Source organism: Dehalobacter restrictus DSM 9455 (genome assembly GCF_000512895.1).
Taxonomy (GTDB): Bacteria; Bacillota; Desulfitobacteriia; order Desulfitobacteriales; family Syntrophobotulaceae; genus Dehalobacter; species Dehalobacter restrictus.
Genome location: NZ_CP007033.1, coordinates 1,656,406 through 1,674,162 on the forward strand (window position 1 = coordinate 1,656,406; position 17,757 = coordinate 1,674,162).

Here is a 17,757-nt window from a genome sequence, read left to right on the forward strand (position 1 = left end):
GCTAAAAACTTTACCCGTCTCAAACGCTCACCTTATTTTTTTGAATATTGCTTTCCAAATAACAAGTCATATTCCAGCAGCCAGTAATCTTTTTCTGCTTCCTGAAATGATGAAGGAAGCTCGTCGTACGTCTGCCCATATTGGTCAACGAAGACCGATTTGCCATAAACGGGCAGTACATCTGCCATCCGACCGGTATACTCAAAAATAGTATTCCCTGGATAATTCAGCTGTTTCAACAAATAGGCCCCTAGAAACGACGGACTGATAAGTCCCAAATCTGTGGCACTTCGTATCGTTTTGGCTGCGTCCGCAGAACTTGTATCTGTATCTGTATCTGTATCTGTATCTGCATTTGCATTTGTTTCAACAGTGTCCTGCTGATCGTTTGACCAGATGATCAGCGGGACCGATTTCATTTTTAAGGTGTCCCCCGTTGACCATTCGTTTTCATTCCCGGTAATATAGCCGGTTTCTTTATAGACCTGATAATCCTTGCCCAAAAAAGGCAGGTGGTCCCCAAAATAAACGACGATTGTTGGCCTGTCCGATTTCCGCAAATAGTCAGTCAGATAAGCCAGCGACGCATCTGCATCCCGTACGCCTTCCGCATAGGTGTCTAAAATCCCTTTTCCTTCGGATGTAAGACTGCCGGATGTACTGACCGTATGATCACTGTAACGGTCCGCCGGATAAGGACCGTGATTTTGCATCGTTACAGCAAAAATGAATTCCGGCTGATCGGCTGTTTGAAGCTCTTGAATAATTCTTTTACTGACTTCGATATCTGCAATATATTCACCGTCAATTTTGGCCCCGTTGAAATCTTCCAGACTATAAAAGTGCTGAAAACCCAGCAGCGGGTAAATCTTGTCCCTGTCATAGAACCAGCCGTGGTAGGGATGAATGGCCGTCGTCTCGTAGCCGTAACGCTGAAGCAAGTTCGGCAAAGCAGGCAGGGATTTTGTGACATACTGCTGGTAAGCAATCGCTCCCTGTGGCAGGAAATTGGTCGATAATCCTGTCAAAAACTCAAATTCCACATTAGCCGTACTTCCTCCAAACACCGGGGATAATATCTCGCCAGAAGTGCCCTCGTTGCTTAATTCTCGAAAATTCGGCAGCGGATCTTCAGAAAAAGCAACCTTCGGAAGCCTGGTAGGATCCCAGAAAGATTCATCCAGAATGACAACAATATCCGGCTTCATTCCGCTGTCCTGAACACCAGCAGCCGCCGCTGACGAACCGGCTTTGTCCTCGGCTGTGATCTTGCTGATGGTTTCTTCACTATAGCCAGCTGGCTTCAAAACCATGATATATTCCGTGTTCATCATGAAACCCAGAAGAAAACCGTTCTGTAAGCTGTTTTGGGTTTGGACCCAGTAGATATGTTCGATTTCGGCCATTTTAAACAACGTCTGTAGCGGCGTATGCCGGTAAAAAACCAGCAATGGTATCAGAATAGCGACGCCCGCAAGAACACCCATCCTGGTCCTTAAGCGTAGGCGATATTTCGGAACAAAGAATACCCCGGCCAGAATAAGGACGATAATCATCACGCCAAGAAAAAAAAGGACCGGCAGCACTTCTCCAGAAATCTTAGGCAACAGATTATAAACCTGATCGAATCTCCCAAAATCCCAGGGAAATAAAGGATCCCCTAAAAACTGTTTCTTTACCATATTTGTTAACGAAAGTAAAATCAGCAGGACGGATGAAGAAATGACCGTAAGCCGCAGATTCCCTGTAAGAAAAAGAAAAAAACACAGAAGTACAATTGCCAAAAAATCGTTCATTAAAAATACCAGGAGATTGGAATAGATCCATACAAGAGCTGATTTAAAATCTCCCCGTTGGATCATTTCAGCAATAATGACCTGGACGAATGCTGTAGCTGCAATCCAGATCAGGAAGCCCTTAGCTGACAGCTTCCTGGTTCTTAAAGGGCTTCTAACAAATCCTTGGAAGGCCTTCACCATATAAGACATCGATAACCCTTTTCCCTCCGAGTCTTGTTTTCACTGTTACGAGAGGTTTTCCGGTCTCTGTGACGCTGCCAATCAGCCTCGCCTTGGTGCCAAGAGGATTTTGCTTTAGAATATTCAGAGCCCGTTCCGCATGTTCCTGAGCAGTGATACAGAGAAACTTTCCTTCATTGGCCATATAGAGCGGATCCAGGCCTAAGATATCACAGAAGGATTTGACTTCCGGATCCACAGGAATGCTTTTCTCCTCGATTTCTACGGCATGGTTTGAAGCTTCGGCAATCTCATTCAGAACCGTGCCTAAGCCCCCCCGGGTAATATCCCTCATCGCGCGGACCTCAATGCCTGCCTGAAGCAAATCTTCAACCATTGGTCCAAGATTTGCACAGTCACTTTGGATTGAATTGACAATCTCCATGCGCTGAGACATGATGCAGGCGTGATGGTTGCCCAAATCACCGCTAACGATGAGCGCATCTCCCTCACGGATCACATCTGTGCCAATGTGCCTGCCGCTTTTTCTGAAACCAAGACCGGCTGTGTTGATATACAAACCGCCATTTCCCTGAACGACTTTGGTATCTCCGGCAACAATTTTGATGCCTGCTTCCTTAGCCGTTCTGCTCAGTGAAGCGACGACGCGGTCAAGCAAATCCAGATCGAGGCCTTCTTCGAGAATAAATCCCGCTGTCAGATACTGAGGCTCGGCTCCTGCCATCCAGAGATCGTTTACCGTTCCACAGACAGCAAGCTTGCCGATATCCCCGCCCGGGAATTCCAGAGGCGTGACCACAAAAGAATCGGTGGTCATCGCCAGAGGGTATTCGGAAACAGGCAGGATTGCCGAATCTTCCATTTTATCAAGGTAATCGTTGGCTAAATATTTATGAAAAAGATCTTTGATAAGCTCCCTGGTAGCATTGCCGCCGCTCCCATGCGCCATTACAATCTTCATTTACTCACCTACTCATTTTTCATTACAGGCTGCTTAGCCTGCCTGAGTCCATCTGTAAACTATCTTACTGTATCTATCTTATCTATCTTATCTATCTTCTTAGTATATTTTCCCGACTTATTTTCTCATAGGCAACATTTAAACGTTGATTACAAATTTATGAATGGATTACTTTCTGGTAAACCGAAACCAAATGCCGCAGGTGCCCTCAGACGATACCATACAGGGTCCCTGCGCTTTAGCCGGTGTACAGACCTTCCCAAACATCGGACACTCATCAGGGTTGATCTTACCAAGGATAACCTCGCCGCAGCGGCAGTTCGTCGTTTTTTGAGCAGTATCACCGGCAAGGTCGGCCGAACCGGCATCGTATTTCCGGTATTTTTGATTCAGATATAAACCGGAATCCTCAATAACGCCGATCCCACGCCAAAAAGCCTGTCCAGACTCAAAATAATTGTTGATATAGGCTAAAGCAACCGCGTTCCCCTCGGGCTTAACCACGGAAGGATAAAGATTATGCACTTCGTGTTTATGATTTTCGACTTGTTTAACCAAATCGTAAATGGCGATCAGGATATGTTCCCCTTCAAAGCCGGCTACGGCAAAAGGCTTCATATACTGCTCCGTCAAACCTGCATAGGCCTGCGAACCAAGAATCGTGCTGACATGCCCCGGCGCAATAAACGCTGATATTTCATTATCCGTGGCGCAGATAAAATCAAGAGCCGGCATAACCCTGCGCAGTGCAGTCAAAAACTTAATATTCGTCAGACCGGAACGCTCCGTTTGCTCAATAACCAGTGCATAAGACGGAATCGTGGTTTCAAAGCCGACGCAGGCAATCACATACGTAAGTTCCGGGTTAGCTGCGGCCTTTTTAAGCGCTTCCTGCGGTGAGTACATGATCTCGACCCTTGCCCCGTCCGCCTTGGCCTCACTTAAAGATTTCTCCGAGCCCGGCACTTTCATCATATCGCCAAAGGTAAGCAGCACGTAGTTCGGGGTCATGGCCCATTCAATGGCTTTATCAATATAGGAAGCCGGAGTTACGCACACCGGACAGCCCGGGCCGGATATAAGCCTGATCTTTGGCGAAAGCAGACTGCGTATACCGTTCTTAAAGATTGAGGAAGTATGAGTTCCGCATACTTCCATGATTTTAAGCTCTTGATGATCTCCCGCAAGCTCTTTCAGTATATGATCAAGATTCATATTTCAGTGACTCCAATTCTGCAAATAGCTCCAAAATTTCATCGGCAGTGTCCTTCTGAATAACTTCAATGGCGCATCCTGCATGAACCAGTACGTAATCACCTGCTTGGGCATCCACCAGGGCCATATTAACATCAATAATATTCCCCTGGAAATCAACCTTACCGGTAAAATCATTTACTTCCACTACTTTCCCGGGAACAGCCACACACATTTCGTTCACCACCCTGTTCAAATGCCGCTAGTATCTATTAGTACCTTGTCAGCTCAAAATTGTGATATACAGGATTTAGGGTTGACATCATACTAAAATTATTTTATTACGGTTGACCTAAAAAAGCAAAGAATGACCTTTTAGCTTTTTCTTTGCAGCAGCCATCCCGCAACATCTTCAAAACCTTGTCCGGTTTTGGCGTTGACTTCGAACACCGGTGCAGTTTTATTCAGTGCTCTAACACCTTTAAGGAAAAATTCATCGTTAAAATCAACATACGTTTTTAAATCACATTTCGTAAGCAGAATCACATCAGCTTTTTCAAAAGCCAGAGGATATTTGTACGGCTTATCGCTGCCCTCGGCTGCTGAACAAATCAGCATTTTGATATGCTCACCAATTTGGAATTCTGCCGGGCAGACTAAATTACCAATATTTTCAATGAACAACAGGCCGGGCTTGTCGAAAGACAATCCGTCCAAGGAACTCTGGATCGTAGGCGCATCCAGATGACATGCTCCATTCGTGTTGATCTGGATCGCTTCAATACCTAACTCTTTGAGCTTGACCGTGTCAATATCCGATTCGATATCTCCTTCGATCACATATACTTTATTTTCAGAAAGCTGCTGAATTAGATTAATAATGCTCGATGTCTTTCCCGCTCCGGGCGCCCCCATGATATTAACAACAAAGACTCCCATTTTGCCCAGTTTTTCCTGCGTCGCAAAGGCTATCCTGTCATTTTCATCAAAAATGTTCTGGACAACCTGAATTTCTTTTTCAGCCACTTAAGGCCCCCCTTTTTATTCTGTTTCTATTTCTATATCTTTAACATAGAATTCTTTTCCAATGTTTGTTGGCATGCCATCATTGCCGCAGTCAGGGCAGGCAAAAGAAAACGGCTGACGCGCATAATGAATATTGCAGTCCGGGCAGTACCACTTGGCTTTAATATTCTCCATTTCGAGAACAGCCCCCTCGCAGAGCGTGTCTTTCGAAATAATGTCAAAATACATCTGAATGGATTCGCCAATAAAGCCGGACTGTTCTCCGACAACCAAGGTAATGCGCGTAATACTACGCGCATTATTCTCTTTGGCTTTTTCAGAAGCAATTTTTATGATTTGTTCAGTAATCGGAAATTCATGCATCTTCTTCTACTGTTTCCACCTGTGTAGGATTATCCTGAGCTGCTGTCCCGGAAGCAACTTCCTGGACGACAGGCCCATATGCAGTAAACAACTTACTCGATTTATCTCTCATTGGTGCAGTATAACTTCTTTGGGTATTCAGGCAGTTTTTCGGGCATACCTGAACACAGAAATTGCAAACAATACAGCGGGTACGATCGATTTCCCACTTTTTATCGGATTTACCGACCGCAATAGCTGTGGCCGGACATCTTTTAGAACAAATGCCGCAGAACGAGCAATTTTCTATCTTAGCCATCTCAATGCTGCCGCGCGTATTGGGATAAAACTCATTTTTGATGACCGGATACATCGCTGTAGCAGGTTTGCTGAATAAACTTTTCATAATCGTTTTGTTAATTACATTAAAAGCCATGCGTCTCTCCCTACCTTTCCGTACAGCTGATACAAGGATCGATGGTCAATGCCAGCACCGGAACATCTGCAAGGTCTGCGCCTGGCAGTATTTTCAACAGCGTCGGGATATTCGCAAACGTTGGTGTTCTGACTCTGAACCTCTCCAAGTATTTTGTACCGTTGCCTTTAGCGTAGTAGAAAGTCTGACCGCGGGGCTGCTCCATACGTGAAATATATTCTCCGCTCGGATTGCCTTTTATCTTCATATCCACCTCGCCGTCAGGTATTTTCTCAATACACTGGCGAATGAGATCCAGAGACTGGTATACTTCACGCACCCGAACCACGGTGCGGGCGTAGCAGTCGCCGTCTTTTTCGACGATTGGCTCAAAATTCAGATCACCGTAAGCGGCATAGCCTAAGGTACGCATATCCTGAACAACACCACTGCCTCTCAGGGTTGGACCAGCGGCACCCAGATCGATCGCTTCCTGATAAGTCACGACGCCTATGCCTCTGGTTCTCTTCTGAACGGAATAGTCCCGTACAAATACATCCGTCACCGTTTTGGCTTCCTCCGCGATGTCTTTGACAATAACCTTTATTCTATTCAATGTGTCGTTGTCAATATCCTTCCAGACCCCGCCAATTTTACATACACTAAATATAACCCTGCCACCGGTGGTCTCTTCAAAAATATCGAGTACTTTCTCCCGGATCCGCCAGCAATGCATAAACAGGCTTTCAAAGCCATAAGCATCGGCCATGAGACCGAGCCAGAGCAAGTGGCTGTGTACCCTGGAAAGTTCCGCCCAGATGGTACGCAGATATTTGGCACGGGGCGGAATGTCCACGCCCATCATGCCTTCCAGCGTCTGGGCATAGGACTGTCCGTGAATAAAACTGCAGATCCCGCAAATACGTTCAATGACATAAATCATTTCATTAAAATCTCTTTTTTCAACCAGCTTTTCCAAGCCCCTGTGCACAAACCCGATCGAAGGAACTGCGCCAACTACTTTCTCATCTTCCATAATAAGATCGAGATGGAGCGGTTCAGGCAGTACCGGATGCTGAGGGCCAAATGGAATTATTGTTCGCTCACCCATATTACCATCCCTCTCCTATTCTTTTATATCTGCGGCAGCTATATTGAAAGGCTGTTTAACTGCCGTCTCGTAAAATGTCCCCTGAAAATCAACCGCCATTCCACTGACATTAATACCATAGAGATCATGAATCTCGTTTTCATAAAGAAACGCGGCAAAATACACATCACTGATACTCGGAATAGTATCGCCAGACTGGACATCCAATCTCAGATTTTCCAAAGTCAAGTCCAGCTTTTCAAACGAATAAAGCAAATACATTTCCGATGGCGTTTTTGTACAGCAGATTTGGATCAGGCGATACCCATTCTGCAGATACTGCTTCGCACGATCAACAAGCTCTTCAGCTGTAACCGGATTAATGATACGTTCCGTCATCTATTTCGCCACATTCCTCAAGTTCTGATATTTTTCCTCAAGAACTCCCAAAGCCTGAACAACACCGTCAATGATTGCTTCAGGTCTGGCAGCACACCCAGGGACATACACGTCTACCGGAATGACGTTATCGATTCCGCCCTGGACATTGTAGCATTCACGGAAGATTCCTCCGGAAGTGGCACAGGCTCCGATCGCCACAACAACTTTCGGATCCGCCATCTGGTTATAAATATTTTTAATGACCTCTTTATTTTGTTCATTGACAGATCCTGTCACGACGAAAATATCGGCATGCTTTGGATTGCCAATATTGAGAACGCCAAAACGCTCGACATCATATAAAGGCGTCAGACAAGCCAGTACTTCGATGTCACAGCCATTGCAGCTGGAGGCGTCGTAATGGACCAACCAAGGAGACTTCGGCAAGTATGACAAATCATTTCACTCCAATCAGTATAAGGTTTTTCATCTGAGTGCCAGATAGGCGATGTTGCCTACGCCGAGCACAAGTGCAACGATCCAGGCGCTTCCGAGTACGGACTGCCATTTAAGACGGGAATAGTTGTTATCGATCCAGATCTCCAGGAAATAGACGACGATCGCCAGGATTAAGGCAATGATCGGGCTCGACGCGAAGAACAGACAGACAATACCCAGCAGGAAGACATTTTCATACCAGTGGGCAATCTCAATCAGCGCCAGATCCGTCCCGGAAAATTCCGTGATAATCCCACGGACAATCTCCTGATGCGCATGATGAGACATCGATATATCAAAAGGTGATTTACGGAATTTAATGGTTAGGATAAACAGGAATCCAAGAAAAATACCTGGCAGACTGTAAAGCAGCGGTTGGTCATACATTGCGATGTCCCAAACATTAAAACTTTTCGTCACCATGTACATTCCTACAGTCGTTAAAATGACCATCGGCTCATAGGCCATGATCTGCAGCATTTCTCTCTCTGCACCGATATAGGCGTACGGCGAAAAAGTAGAGTAGGCCGCAATGATCAGGAAGATACTGGCCAGCGTCAAAGCGAAAATCGCCAGCAGCAAGTCTCCGCCGCCAAAGAATATCGCTCCCGAGATAATTACAAAAACGATAAAACAGATGATGTACAGCCTCTGCTGCGGATTTACCGCAATACTGCTTTTGTTCATCAATTTAAAAATATCATAGAAAGGCTGCAGAATCGGCGGACCGTATCTGCTCTGCATCCTGGCAGATATTCTGCGGTCCACCCCGGCAATCAAACCACCGATGAACGGGGCCAGAATGATATAGAGAATGACCATTAACCATGCATAATTTCCACTCATATGATCCCCACCCCAAACATTATGATGATTAGAACAATACTGATCACAACACCAAGTTTAAACAGTTTGCTCTCACCGAAAATATTTTCCAGATAGAAACTCCTCATCGTTATTTCTCTTGTAAGACCCAGAGAACCATAAAACTTCTCTTTTTCGGGAGTATTGAGTCCCGCCAGGTACTGCGGTTTATACTGATAATTCTTGTGCGTGAACGACAGACCCACAGGCAGAACGACCATCAGACCGACCATAATCAGCAGAATAATGACATTTCCCTGATCCAGTAGGTATGTCTGATTATAGATGGACGCAATAAACGGCTCCAGAGAATATTTCGAGATGAGCGGGAACAGCAGACAAATCCCAACTGTCAAAACAGCAAGCGTAGTCAGCGTAAAGCGTTCTGTCCCTGGGACCTTTGACTGGAATTCCAGCGGTCTTTCTTTCACCATCAAAAGCTTACCGAGCCACTTTGTCCAGAAGAATAAAGTTGCGGCACTTCCAAAGGCCACAAATACCGTGAGTACCGGATTTGCTGTAACCAGCCCTTCGAGCGCTGCCCACTTACTGATCAGCATACCGAATGGAGCAAGAAACATTCCCGCAATCCCGATGACCATACCAATTGCAATCTTCGGCATTTTGGTAATCAGTCCGTCCATGGACTCGATGATACGGTCACCGATGTTATGCTCGACTGTACCAACAGACAGGAAGAGCAAAGACTTGGCAATCGCATGGAAGATCATAAGCATGATCGCAGCCCACATCAATTGATAGGTTCCAATGCCGGCGCAAACAATAATCAGGCCAAGATTGGAAATCGTTGAATATGCGAGTACACGTTTGGCATCCGACTGGGAGATGGCCATAAAGGCTGTCAGGACAAATGTCACCGCCCCAACCATCGCGACAAACAGTCCGACCATTGAACCGCCGTCAACAAAAGCAAAAACCGGTGAAAGTCTGATGATTAAGTACACACCAGCTTTAATCATGGTACTGGAATGGAGCAGTGCGGAAACAGGGGTCGGCGCAACCATCGCTCCAAGCAGCCAGGAAGAAAACGGCATCTGGGCAGCTTTTGTTAACCCGGCAAACGCAAGTAACGCTGTCGGCAGAAGCACTACGGTAGACGCAAGCTCCGGCAGCATGTTCAGCTCAATCGTATGCGCATTGATAAATAGGTAGACAATGGCGATGGAAAAACCAAGTCCACCAAGCAGGTTCATGTTTAAAGCCCTGAACGCATTCTTAATCGCAATTTCTTCGCGGCTGTAGCCGATCAGGAAGAATGAACTGAATGTGGTGATTTCCCAAAAGAAATAAAGCCACATCAGATTGTTGGCAAAAACAACCCCATACATCGCTCCTAAAAAGACGAAGATAACAAAAAAGAAAAACGGGGTCCTGTCTTTAACTTCCTTGTGATGATGATGATAATCCTTCATATAGCCAACAGCAAATATCGCTATCAAACTACTGATGATACCAATGATCAGTGTCATGATCAGAGAGAGATTATCAACAAATAAATTATACGATGTCTGGATCTCTTCCCCATAAGAACCTTCAAACCATATCATAATTGCAGCACTGGTTAGCATCAAAAGCCCGGCCAGATACTGTTTGTATTTCAGCGAAATCCCAATGACAATGACTGCTAGAATGACCTCAATTGCAAATATTCCAAGATCAATATATTGATTATCCAGATTAAAGAATACTGCCCCTGTGTTAAAATACTGAACAGCCAGATTGACTGATGCTACAGTCAGAATGATTGTTGACAGCACCACAATGCCTTTCCGGACAGCCGGCTGCGGCAAGATAAGCAAAAGCAGTGCAACAACAATTGGAAACAAAATAAGAAATAGCACTGTGTTCATAGTGTCCTCTTTCCCCTCAATTATTAAATCGTTTATTAACCTCAATCATGAACTTGATAGCAAAATAAGGTGCCCAGTTCTTATTCTGCTTTCTGAGAATTATTATGTCCCCCTTTCCAAATAATATAAAATATGGTTTCATACTCATTTCAAACCAAGTTTAGTATTTAGTATAAGGACTTGCTTCGATAATTTCAACAATATTGCAACAATTTTCTAAACTTTTTTGAGAATATATTAAATTATTCAGAATTTTCCGCCTTTTCACGTTCCGATATATCCCTTGGAATCTCGCTGCTATCTTCTGGATCCTTCCGTATGCTTTACTATGCTATTTCATGCTCTTCTCTTCAGTTACCCGAAATACAGGGTGAACCAAACTAACGGTGCAGCCTCATACTGCACCGTTGATTGTTTTTAAATATCTATTATAACTTTTTCAGAGCAATATCAATTTGGCTTACGGCTTTTTCAAGATTTTCCAAGGAATTCGCATAGGAAATCCTCAGATATCCTTCGCCGTATTCCCCGAACGAACTGCCCCAGAGGGTCGCAACACCTGCTTCGTTTAACAGGTACTCGGCCATCTCCTTGCTAGTTTTTCCAAAAGCTTTGATATTCGGAAACACGTAAAAGGCACCGCGTGGTTTCAGACAGGTAACCCCACTGATGGCATTCAGTCCGTCAACGATCCGATCCCTTCTGATTCTGAACTGCTCTGCTCTTCTCAAAACTTCATCCTGCGGTCCTGTCAGAGCCTCAATACAAGCCATCTGTGTAAAACCTGCCAGACAGGAAGTACTGTTCACAACGAGCTTGCCAATTTGCTGGGCGGCTTCCTTCGGCATAATGCCATACCCGGCGCGCCAGCCGGTCATCGCATAGGTCTTCGAGAATCCGTTCAGTATGATTGTCTTTTCTCTCATATGCGGCAGCGAAGAGATCGAAAATGACGGCTCTTCATAGACGACATTTTCATAAATCTCATCCGAGAGAATCACAATATTACGGTCGGCCAGAAAATCAGCGATTTCCTGATAGTCTTCTTTCGTCAGCATCCCGCCGGTTGGGTTTTGCGGCGAGTTGATAATCACCATTTTGGTTTTGTCTGTCACGAGGGATTTGAATTCCTGGATATCCATTCTGAACTCATTCTCTTCACGCAGCGGGATCGGTACCGGTACCCCGCCAACGAACTTAATGACGGATTCATAAATCGGGAAACCCGGATTCGGATAAATGACCTCATCTCCGGGGTTAACCGTAGCCAAAATGGCGTAAAACATGATCGGCTTTCCACCCGCCGTCATGACCACTTCCTGAGGGTCGATTTCATAGCCTCTTTTTTTGCCCGCATAATCCGCAACGGCCTGTCTTGCCTCCAGCAGGCCTGAAGAAGGTGTGTATTTTGTCATGCCGGCCCGCAGGCATTCCATTCCTTTTTCTATGATATTGGGCAACGTCGGAAAATCCGGTTCACCAATCTCAAGGTGAATAATTTCCCTTCCCTGCGCTTCCAAAACATTGGCCTTAGCCAGCATTTCAAAAGCCGTCTCACTGCCCAGTCTATTCATCCGGTCTGCAAATATCATACGCATAATACTATATCTCCATCCTCAAGTTGATCATTTCATTATATTTTACCTGAAAAAGCGGGATGAAATCAACCTAAAAAAGTATGCTCATCATACAAATACTATTCCGCTTCCCTCAGCCGCTCCACGATACTTTGCTTGTCCGTCATGGCATACGATACCAAAGGAATCATCATACCAAGCATAAACAGGAAAGGAAGTACGATCAAAAGCGGCCACAAGATAAAATGATAACTAAAGAACCACAGCAGACCACAAAAAGATTTGACAATTAAAAGTGAAAATAACGTGCTAAATACGAGCGACAGTGCGCAAGTGCCAAGCGTATAATAAAATCCTTCAAACATTAATATACGGCGCAGCTGCCTTCGTGTCATGCCTATGCTTTGCAGCATGGCAAATTCTTTGCGTCGGGTCAAAATGCTGGTGAGAATGGCATTGACAAAATTGAGAATGCCAATCAACCCGATGATAAAGCTGAGTGCGCCGCCAATCATCACAACGGTGCTCTGCATACCGGAAAACTCCTTGAGAGAGGTGAACTTCGAGACGTAATTCATGACTGGTTCCACTGAATCCGTGTAGCTTTGCAAAAAACGCTCCATTGCCGCCTCTTGATCTTCGGAGACATTGAAGGCATAGCTCATTACGGCGGGCTGTACTACCATTGTTTTATAGACATCCGCGGGGAGATAGAAGTTATAGTCCCATCCGGTACGGTCGGAATTGGAATAATGTTTGATGGCCACATGACCCAGCATGATAAACTCCTGCGTCGTGTACTCCCTGCCAGCAAATGTTTCCGACGTTCCTTTATAGTTGTGAAGTATTACCGCGTCACCAATCTCATAATGCTTGTTCTCCATTTCCGGTATACTGTTATCGTCCAGCGGGACTCCCTCCAGAATGTACTTACCAGTAGCCAGCTTTGCATCATCAAGCTCACCGTCGATAAGCTCCAGTCGCTGAAGAGGCATACCCTCAAGACCATAGACCGCAGCCATCAAATCGCCGTAGGGATTCCTGTTATATTCCTGGGTGGTGTTCTTTTCGTCCTCTGCCGCAAATCCTTCCGCTCTGCCGCCATACAGTCGCCCACCCGCCTCAAAGCCGGGCTGTGTTTCCACCGCCTGAATAAAGCTCTCGCTGGTCTGGTTTTCGGGACCGGAGTAGTCATTTTGAAAGTAATCGGCATGGGCAATCAGAAAATCGGTATCCACGAATTTAGAAAGGAACTTATTCATATCAATGCTCTGAGATAGCGTAAACACCGTGTTCAGCAAAACAAGGCTCAGGGACAAGCTAATGACTACTAAAACGGTACGTCTTTTGTTCCGCCCTAAATTAGCCAGGGCCATACGGGGCATTTTTCCGCCATCAGTGGATTTTTTCGGTTTGCAGTTCTGCTTTGTATTTCCATCCGTATACCGCACTGCCTCCACCGGTGAAACAGAGGCGGCTATCCTACCCGGTTTGAAGGTACTGATGAGCACGGTGACCAAAGCAAACAGCGCCGAACCAATAAAAATCCATGGGCTTGGCGATACAGACACCGCACTTCCGGCATAGGTGGAATTGTTTATGAGGAGAGGAACAAGGGATTTACCAATAGAGAAACCTAAAATCAATCCGATTGGAATTCCTATGGTGGAAAGGATCAGTGCCTGTCTGCGGATAATCCGGCGTATCTGTCTCCCTGTTGTTCCAATGGTTTTCAAGAGTCCATAAAAACGAATATCCCGAATGACGGAAATCTGAAAAATGTTGTAGATAATAAGATAGCCGGTGAATACGATCAATAGCAAGCCCGAAAGCAGTGCAATCAGCGTACCTGCGTCCATACCAAAATTCGTGGAGAGATATGCCCAACTCACATTATGCTCCAAGTAATTCGGCGCTTTTTCATCCAGAGAATAGCCACTGTCGGTAATGACCTTTGCCAGCTTCCCCTCCAAATCGATGCTGTTTTTGAACATAATAGACGCGTTGATAACCCCGGTGAGAGAATTGTCCACCTTATAGCTGTTTTGCAGTTCGGCCGGATGAGCATCTACATAGGCACGGGAGGCCAAGATCTGGCCCACGTTAAAAACGGGGTCGCTCTCCCACCAGCCTGCAAGGACAAAATCCCGCTGTACTTCTTCGCCCCGGATGTCAAGTGTGAGCGTAAGCGGCGCGCCAACCTCAAGGGGAACGCCCATCAGCTGCAAGGTCTTGGTATCTGCAATGACTTCGTTTTCAGCTACAGGTTTGTGTCCGCTTGTTGGTTCGCAAAATCCGAGCTTCATCCCGCCATCATCATCATACCAAAACTCGGCACGCCGTTTGAGAAATTCCTTGTTTTCCACCCCGTCGCATAGCATTCGGTTATAGGAAATTTCTTTAATAAGTACATGATCTTTGATGTTGTTGAATTCCTCGTCAGTGATATATTTAAGCACAGCATGGCCGTCGCCGCCCGCCTGCCTCATCGTGGCCTGCTGAAGACCCTCCACCGTACCGATCCCCATGGTGAAAAGCGTGGTGAAAAGCACCGCTGTCAAGGCAATGGCGATGATCGCAATCAAGTTGCGGACTTTATTTGCCCGATAGCTCTTGTCGGCCAGATTGCGAATCGCTTTTTTGTTTTTTACTTTGATCATTTACTTCCACCACCCACAATTTTTCCATCTTCAATTCGGATGATGCGGTCTGCCAACTGGGCAATTTCCTCGTTGTGGGTAATCATGACAATGGTCTGACTGAACCTTTCGCTTGTAACCTTGAGCAGTCCCAGGACATCTTGGCTGGTTTTACTGTCGAGGTTTCCTGTCGGCTCATCCGCGAGAACGATAGCAGGCTTAGCAGCTAAGGCTCTGGCAATTGCCACCCGTTGCTGCTGACCGCCGGAAAGATTGTTGGGCAGATTGTTCAGTTTGCTTTCAAGCCCCAATGTGCCGATGATTCTGTCCACATAGCGTTTATCCGGCTCGTTCCCGTCGAGCTGAATAGGCAGGACAGTATTCTCGTACACATTCAATACAGGAACAAGATTATAATTTTGAAAGACAAAGCCTATTTTTCTTCGGCGGAAAATCGTCAGTTCTTCGTCTTTCAGTGCAAAGATCTCCTTTCCATCGACAGTGACCGTGCCACTTGTGGGGCGGTCAAGCCCGCCCAGCATATGTAGAAGCGTAGACTTGCCGCTGCCGGATGTGCCTACGATGGCTACAAACTCCCCACTCTCCACGGTGAGGTCGATGCCGTCTAACGCTTTAACCGTTGTATCTTCGCTGCCGTAATATTTTTTTAATTTTGTTGTTTCAAGTATCGTCATTTTGTTTTCCTCCCCAAAGAAAATAGTCAGTATCGCAGTTGCCTGCAATATTGACTATATCACAACAATCTTTCCACAATCTTTCTAGAATCTAACAGTCTTGAAAGATTTACTTTTCTATTGGCAAAAATACTGAAAAGGTAGAACCACTGTCCGGCTGTGATGACACCTTGATATAACCTCCCTCGGCTGAGATGATCTCTCTGGTCAAAAACAGCCCAAGACCAACACCTTCTTGATTACCAGCGGTTCCCGAGCGGTAGAACCGGGTGAATATTTTGCTTTGCTCATCCTCGGAAATACCCATCCCATTATCGGTTATATCAATACGGCAGAACAACTCATAGGGTATGGCTTTTATGGTAATACACCCGCCGCTTGTGGTATATTTTACGGCGTTATCCATGATATTATATACGGCTTCTGTCGTCCATTTCAGATCAAAATGGGCACAACTCTCCGTATCTTCCATGGCAACAGAAATGCCCTTGGCCTCCGCCTTTGGCCTGATCTGTATCCGAACTTCATCCAGCAACCTTTGGAGGGCTTCCTGTTTCGGTGAAACAGTAATAATACCCGTTTCCAGCCGTGATATTTTCACCAAAGCATTGATGAGGAAATTCAGCTTTTCCGCCTGTGCAGACAAGGCTTGCACACAAACTTTACAGTCTTCCGGCAATTCGTGTTCACTGAGCAGCTGTGAATAAAGCAGGATATTGGCAACGGGTGTTTTGGTCTGATGGGAAATATCAGAAATCAGCTCTTTTATTTTATCCTTTTCCGCAAGCAAATTCTTGGAGGATACCGCACATTTGGAAAGATACCGTGCAAGCTTAGCTTCCACCGCGGATAAAGCAGATTCATCAAAAACATCTTGGGCAAAGCTACCGTTTATGGCTGTGTCCAACATATCTTCAATTTTTTCAAACGTTTTCTTTGTTCTTTGACGGTTAACGACAATCACCATCACGGCCGCGCATACCGCAGCAATGGCAATCCCGATACAGGTGTAATCAAGTGTATTCATCTCACTGCACCGCCCAGGTGTAGCCAATCCCATAGACCGTTTTGATATATTGCGGTGCAGACGGAAGTTCTTCCAATTTATCACGCAGTCTTTTTATCGTAACCGACAAGGCATTCTCGTCAACATACTCGGCTCCATCTGTCCAAATCCTGTCCACCAAATCTGTACGAGAAATGGTTTTTCCCTTGTTTTCTATTAAGACCCGAAGCAGTTTCTGCTCGGTTTTGCTGAGTTCAATGGGTTTGCCGTCTCTCTTGAACTCCATCCTTGCAAAGGAAAAGGAAAACCCATCAATCTTTACGGTATCGCGAACCTGATACCTGCCCTTCCGCAGTTGGACGCCCACTCTGGCCCGCAGTACCATCAGACTGAAAGGTTTTGTGATATAGTCATCCGCCCCAAGCTCAAACCCGGTTACAATATCAGTTTCCAAATCATTGGCAGTCAGGACAATTACAGGCAAAGCCAATTTCTTACGGATCTCAGCTAGAAGGTCAAGACCGTTTCCATCCGGTAAATTGACATCGAGTATCACCAAATGAAAGAAGTTGGTTTTTAGCTGTTTCTTGGCCGCGGCAATGTCATACGCCTGCACAAAGGTGCAATGATCTTCTTTAAGGGCCAGAACAATACCATTGCTCAGGGCCGTATCATCCTCGACAATTAAAATGTGATTCATCATGCACCTCCTGTCTGTCGACTTGCATCTTCGAAGGGTTAATGGGTTCTACCTTTTGATCAATACTTTCGGTCTAAAATTAATTGATTGGTCTTGCATGAAATCTGCAACGCATCGTAGTACCTGTTCCGCCATCGGACTCAGAAGGATCAAATGACCACCTTCATGAAAATATTTAATCGTTTTCTTATCCGAAGACACGTGTTTATTGATATAATCCACGCTCTTTTTTCTTACGGTGTCATCATCTTCAGCTTGAATGATTAGGATAGGACAATTTATTTTCTCTAATTTTGGCTTTGTTTGGTGTAATCGTATTTGTTTGGTGTAATAGTAATAGAAATTGGATCATAGTCAAAAATGGCGAGATTTTTTTTGCTTGTAGGTATCTCTTAATATGGTTACACTTCTTTATGTAGCGAATCAAGGCGCTACTTTCATTCGGTATATGTCCCGATATAACGGTATGGCGTATCCAAACTTTTGCCCTTTTTTGGGCTGCTGCTCCCAGTCTTACCA

General features: G+C 45.4%; 18 protein-coding genes. All 18 read right to left on the bottom strand.

Translation table 11 applies throughout. The annotated features are described in order from the left end of the window. Positions 1-32: 32 nt before the first annotated feature. The 18 genes from DEHRE_RS07930 to DEHRE_RS15290 all read right to left on the bottom strand — a co-directional run bounded on the left by DEHRE_RS07930 (position 33) and on the right by DEHRE_RS15290 (position 17,556). The gene (locus DEHRE_RS07930; RefSeq protein ID WP_019226293.1) at positions 33-1,988 is read right to left on the bottom strand and encodes an LTA synthase family protein; all 1,956 of its coding nucleotides are present in this window, start codon (positions 1,986-1,988) and stop codon (positions 33-35) included. After that, the gene (gene hypE / locus DEHRE_RS07935) at positions 1,951-2,940 is read right to left on the bottom strand and encodes a hydrogenase expression/formation protein HypE (protein ID WP_019226292.1); all 990 of its coding nucleotides are present in this window, start codon (positions 2,938-2,940) and stop codon (positions 1,951-1,953) included. The genes DEHRE_RS07930 and hypE overlap by 38 nt, the downstream gene beginning before the upstream one ends. Before the next feature lie 168 nt (positions 2,941-3,108). Beyond that, positions 3,109-4,155 carry a hydrogenase formation protein HypD gene (gene hypD / locus DEHRE_RS07940; RefSeq protein WP_019226291.1) on the bottom strand — a complete coding sequence of 349 codons (1,047 nt, stop codon included), beginning with the start codon at positions 4,153-4,155 and terminating at the stop codon, positions 3,109-3,111. Continuing rightward, positions 4,145-4,369 carry a HypC/HybG/HupF family hydrogenase formation chaperone gene (locus tag DEHRE_RS07945; protein ID WP_015042845.1) on the bottom strand — a complete coding sequence of 75 codons (225 nt, stop codon included), beginning with the start codon at positions 4,367-4,369 and terminating at the stop codon, positions 4,145-4,147. Before DEHRE_RS07945 ends, hypD begins: the two co-directional genes overlap by 11 nt. A 140-nt stretch (positions 4,370-4,509) precedes the next feature. Next, complete coding sequence (gene hypB, locus DEHRE_RS07950; RefSeq protein ID WP_019226290.1) at positions 4,510-5,160, bottom strand: hydrogenase nickel incorporation protein HypB; 651 nt, start codon at positions 5,158-5,160, stop codon at positions 4,510-4,512. Between the two features lie 15 nt (positions 5,161-5,175). Continuing rightward, the gene (hypA, locus tag DEHRE_RS07955; RefSeq protein ID WP_019226289.1) at positions 5,176-5,523 is read right to left on the bottom strand and encodes a hydrogenase maturation nickel metallochaperone HypA; all 348 of its coding nucleotides are present in this window, start codon (positions 5,521-5,523) and stop codon (positions 5,176-5,178) included. Continuing rightward, on the bottom strand, positions 5,516-5,938 hold the full coding sequence (locus DEHRE_RS07960; RefSeq protein WP_019226288.1) for a 4Fe-4S binding protein: 423 nt from the start codon (positions 5,936-5,938) through the stop codon (positions 5,516-5,518). The genes hypA and DEHRE_RS07960 overlap by 8 nt, the downstream gene beginning before the upstream one ends. Before the next feature lie 10 nt (positions 5,939-5,948). Continuing rightward, a complete protein-coding gene (locus DEHRE_RS07965) occupies positions 5,949-7,028 on the bottom strand; it encodes a hydrogenase large subunit (RefSeq protein ID WP_019226287.1) in 1,080 nt (359 codons plus the stop codon). A gap of 15 nt (positions 7,029-7,043) precedes the next feature. Continuing rightward, complete coding sequence (locus DEHRE_RS07970) at positions 7,044-7,406, bottom strand: NADH-quinone oxidoreductase subunit C (protein WP_019226286.1); 363 nt, start codon at positions 7,404-7,406, stop codon at positions 7,044-7,046. Further along, complete coding sequence (locus tag DEHRE_RS07975) at positions 7,407-7,844, bottom strand: NADH-quinone oxidoreductase subunit B family protein (RefSeq protein WP_025205784.1); 438 nt, start codon at positions 7,842-7,844, stop codon at positions 7,407-7,409. Positions 7,845-7,874: 30 nt separating this feature from the next. Beyond that, positions 7,875-8,732 (bottom strand): respiratory chain complex I subunit 1 family protein, encoded by an 858-nt coding sequence (locus tag DEHRE_RS07980; RefSeq protein WP_025205785.1) that lies wholly within the window; start codon positions 8,730-8,732, stop codon positions 7,875-7,877. Continuing rightward, complete coding sequence (locus tag DEHRE_RS07985; protein ID WP_019226284.1) at positions 8,729-10,621, bottom strand: NADH-quinone oxidoreductase subunit 5 family protein; 1,893 nt, start codon at positions 10,619-10,621, stop codon at positions 8,729-8,731. Before DEHRE_RS07985 ends, DEHRE_RS07980 begins: the two co-directional genes overlap by 4 nt. A 428-nt stretch (positions 10,622-11,049) precedes the next feature. Continuing rightward, positions 11,050-12,219: a pyridoxal phosphate-dependent aminotransferase gene (locus DEHRE_RS07990; RefSeq protein WP_019226283.1), complete on the bottom strand. Its 1,170-nt coding sequence runs from the start codon at positions 12,217-12,219 to the stop codon at positions 11,050-11,052. A 98-nt stretch (positions 12,220-12,317) separates the two neighbouring features. Beyond that, on the bottom strand, positions 12,318-14,858 hold the full coding sequence (locus DEHRE_RS07995; RefSeq protein WP_019226282.1) for an ABC transporter permease: 2,541 nt from the start codon (positions 14,856-14,858) through the stop codon (positions 12,318-12,320). Next, positions 14,855-15,532, bottom strand: coding sequence for an ABC transporter ATP-binding protein (locus DEHRE_RS08000; RefSeq protein ID WP_015042856.1), 678 nt, complete (start codon positions 15,530-15,532; stop codon positions 14,855-14,857). The genes DEHRE_RS07995 and DEHRE_RS08000 overlap by 4 nt, the downstream gene beginning before the upstream one ends. Positions 15,533-15,641: 109 nt before the next feature. Then, positions 15,642-16,559 (bottom strand): sensor histidine kinase, encoded by a 918-nt coding sequence (locus tag DEHRE_RS08005; protein ID WP_019226281.1) that lies wholly within the window; start codon positions 16,557-16,559, stop codon positions 15,642-15,644. A gap of 1 nt (position 16,560) precedes the next feature. Next, positions 16,561-17,238 (bottom strand): response regulator transcription factor, encoded by a 678-nt coding sequence (locus DEHRE_RS08010; protein WP_019226280.1) that lies wholly within the window; start codon positions 17,236-17,238, stop codon positions 16,561-16,563. Between the two features lie 48 nt (positions 17,239-17,286). After that, positions 17,287-17,556 (bottom strand): alpha/beta hydrolase, encoded by a 270-nt coding sequence (locus DEHRE_RS15290; protein ID WP_345787673.1) that lies wholly within the window; start codon positions 17,554-17,556, stop codon positions 17,287-17,289. Positions 17,557-17,757: the final 201 nt, after the last annotated feature.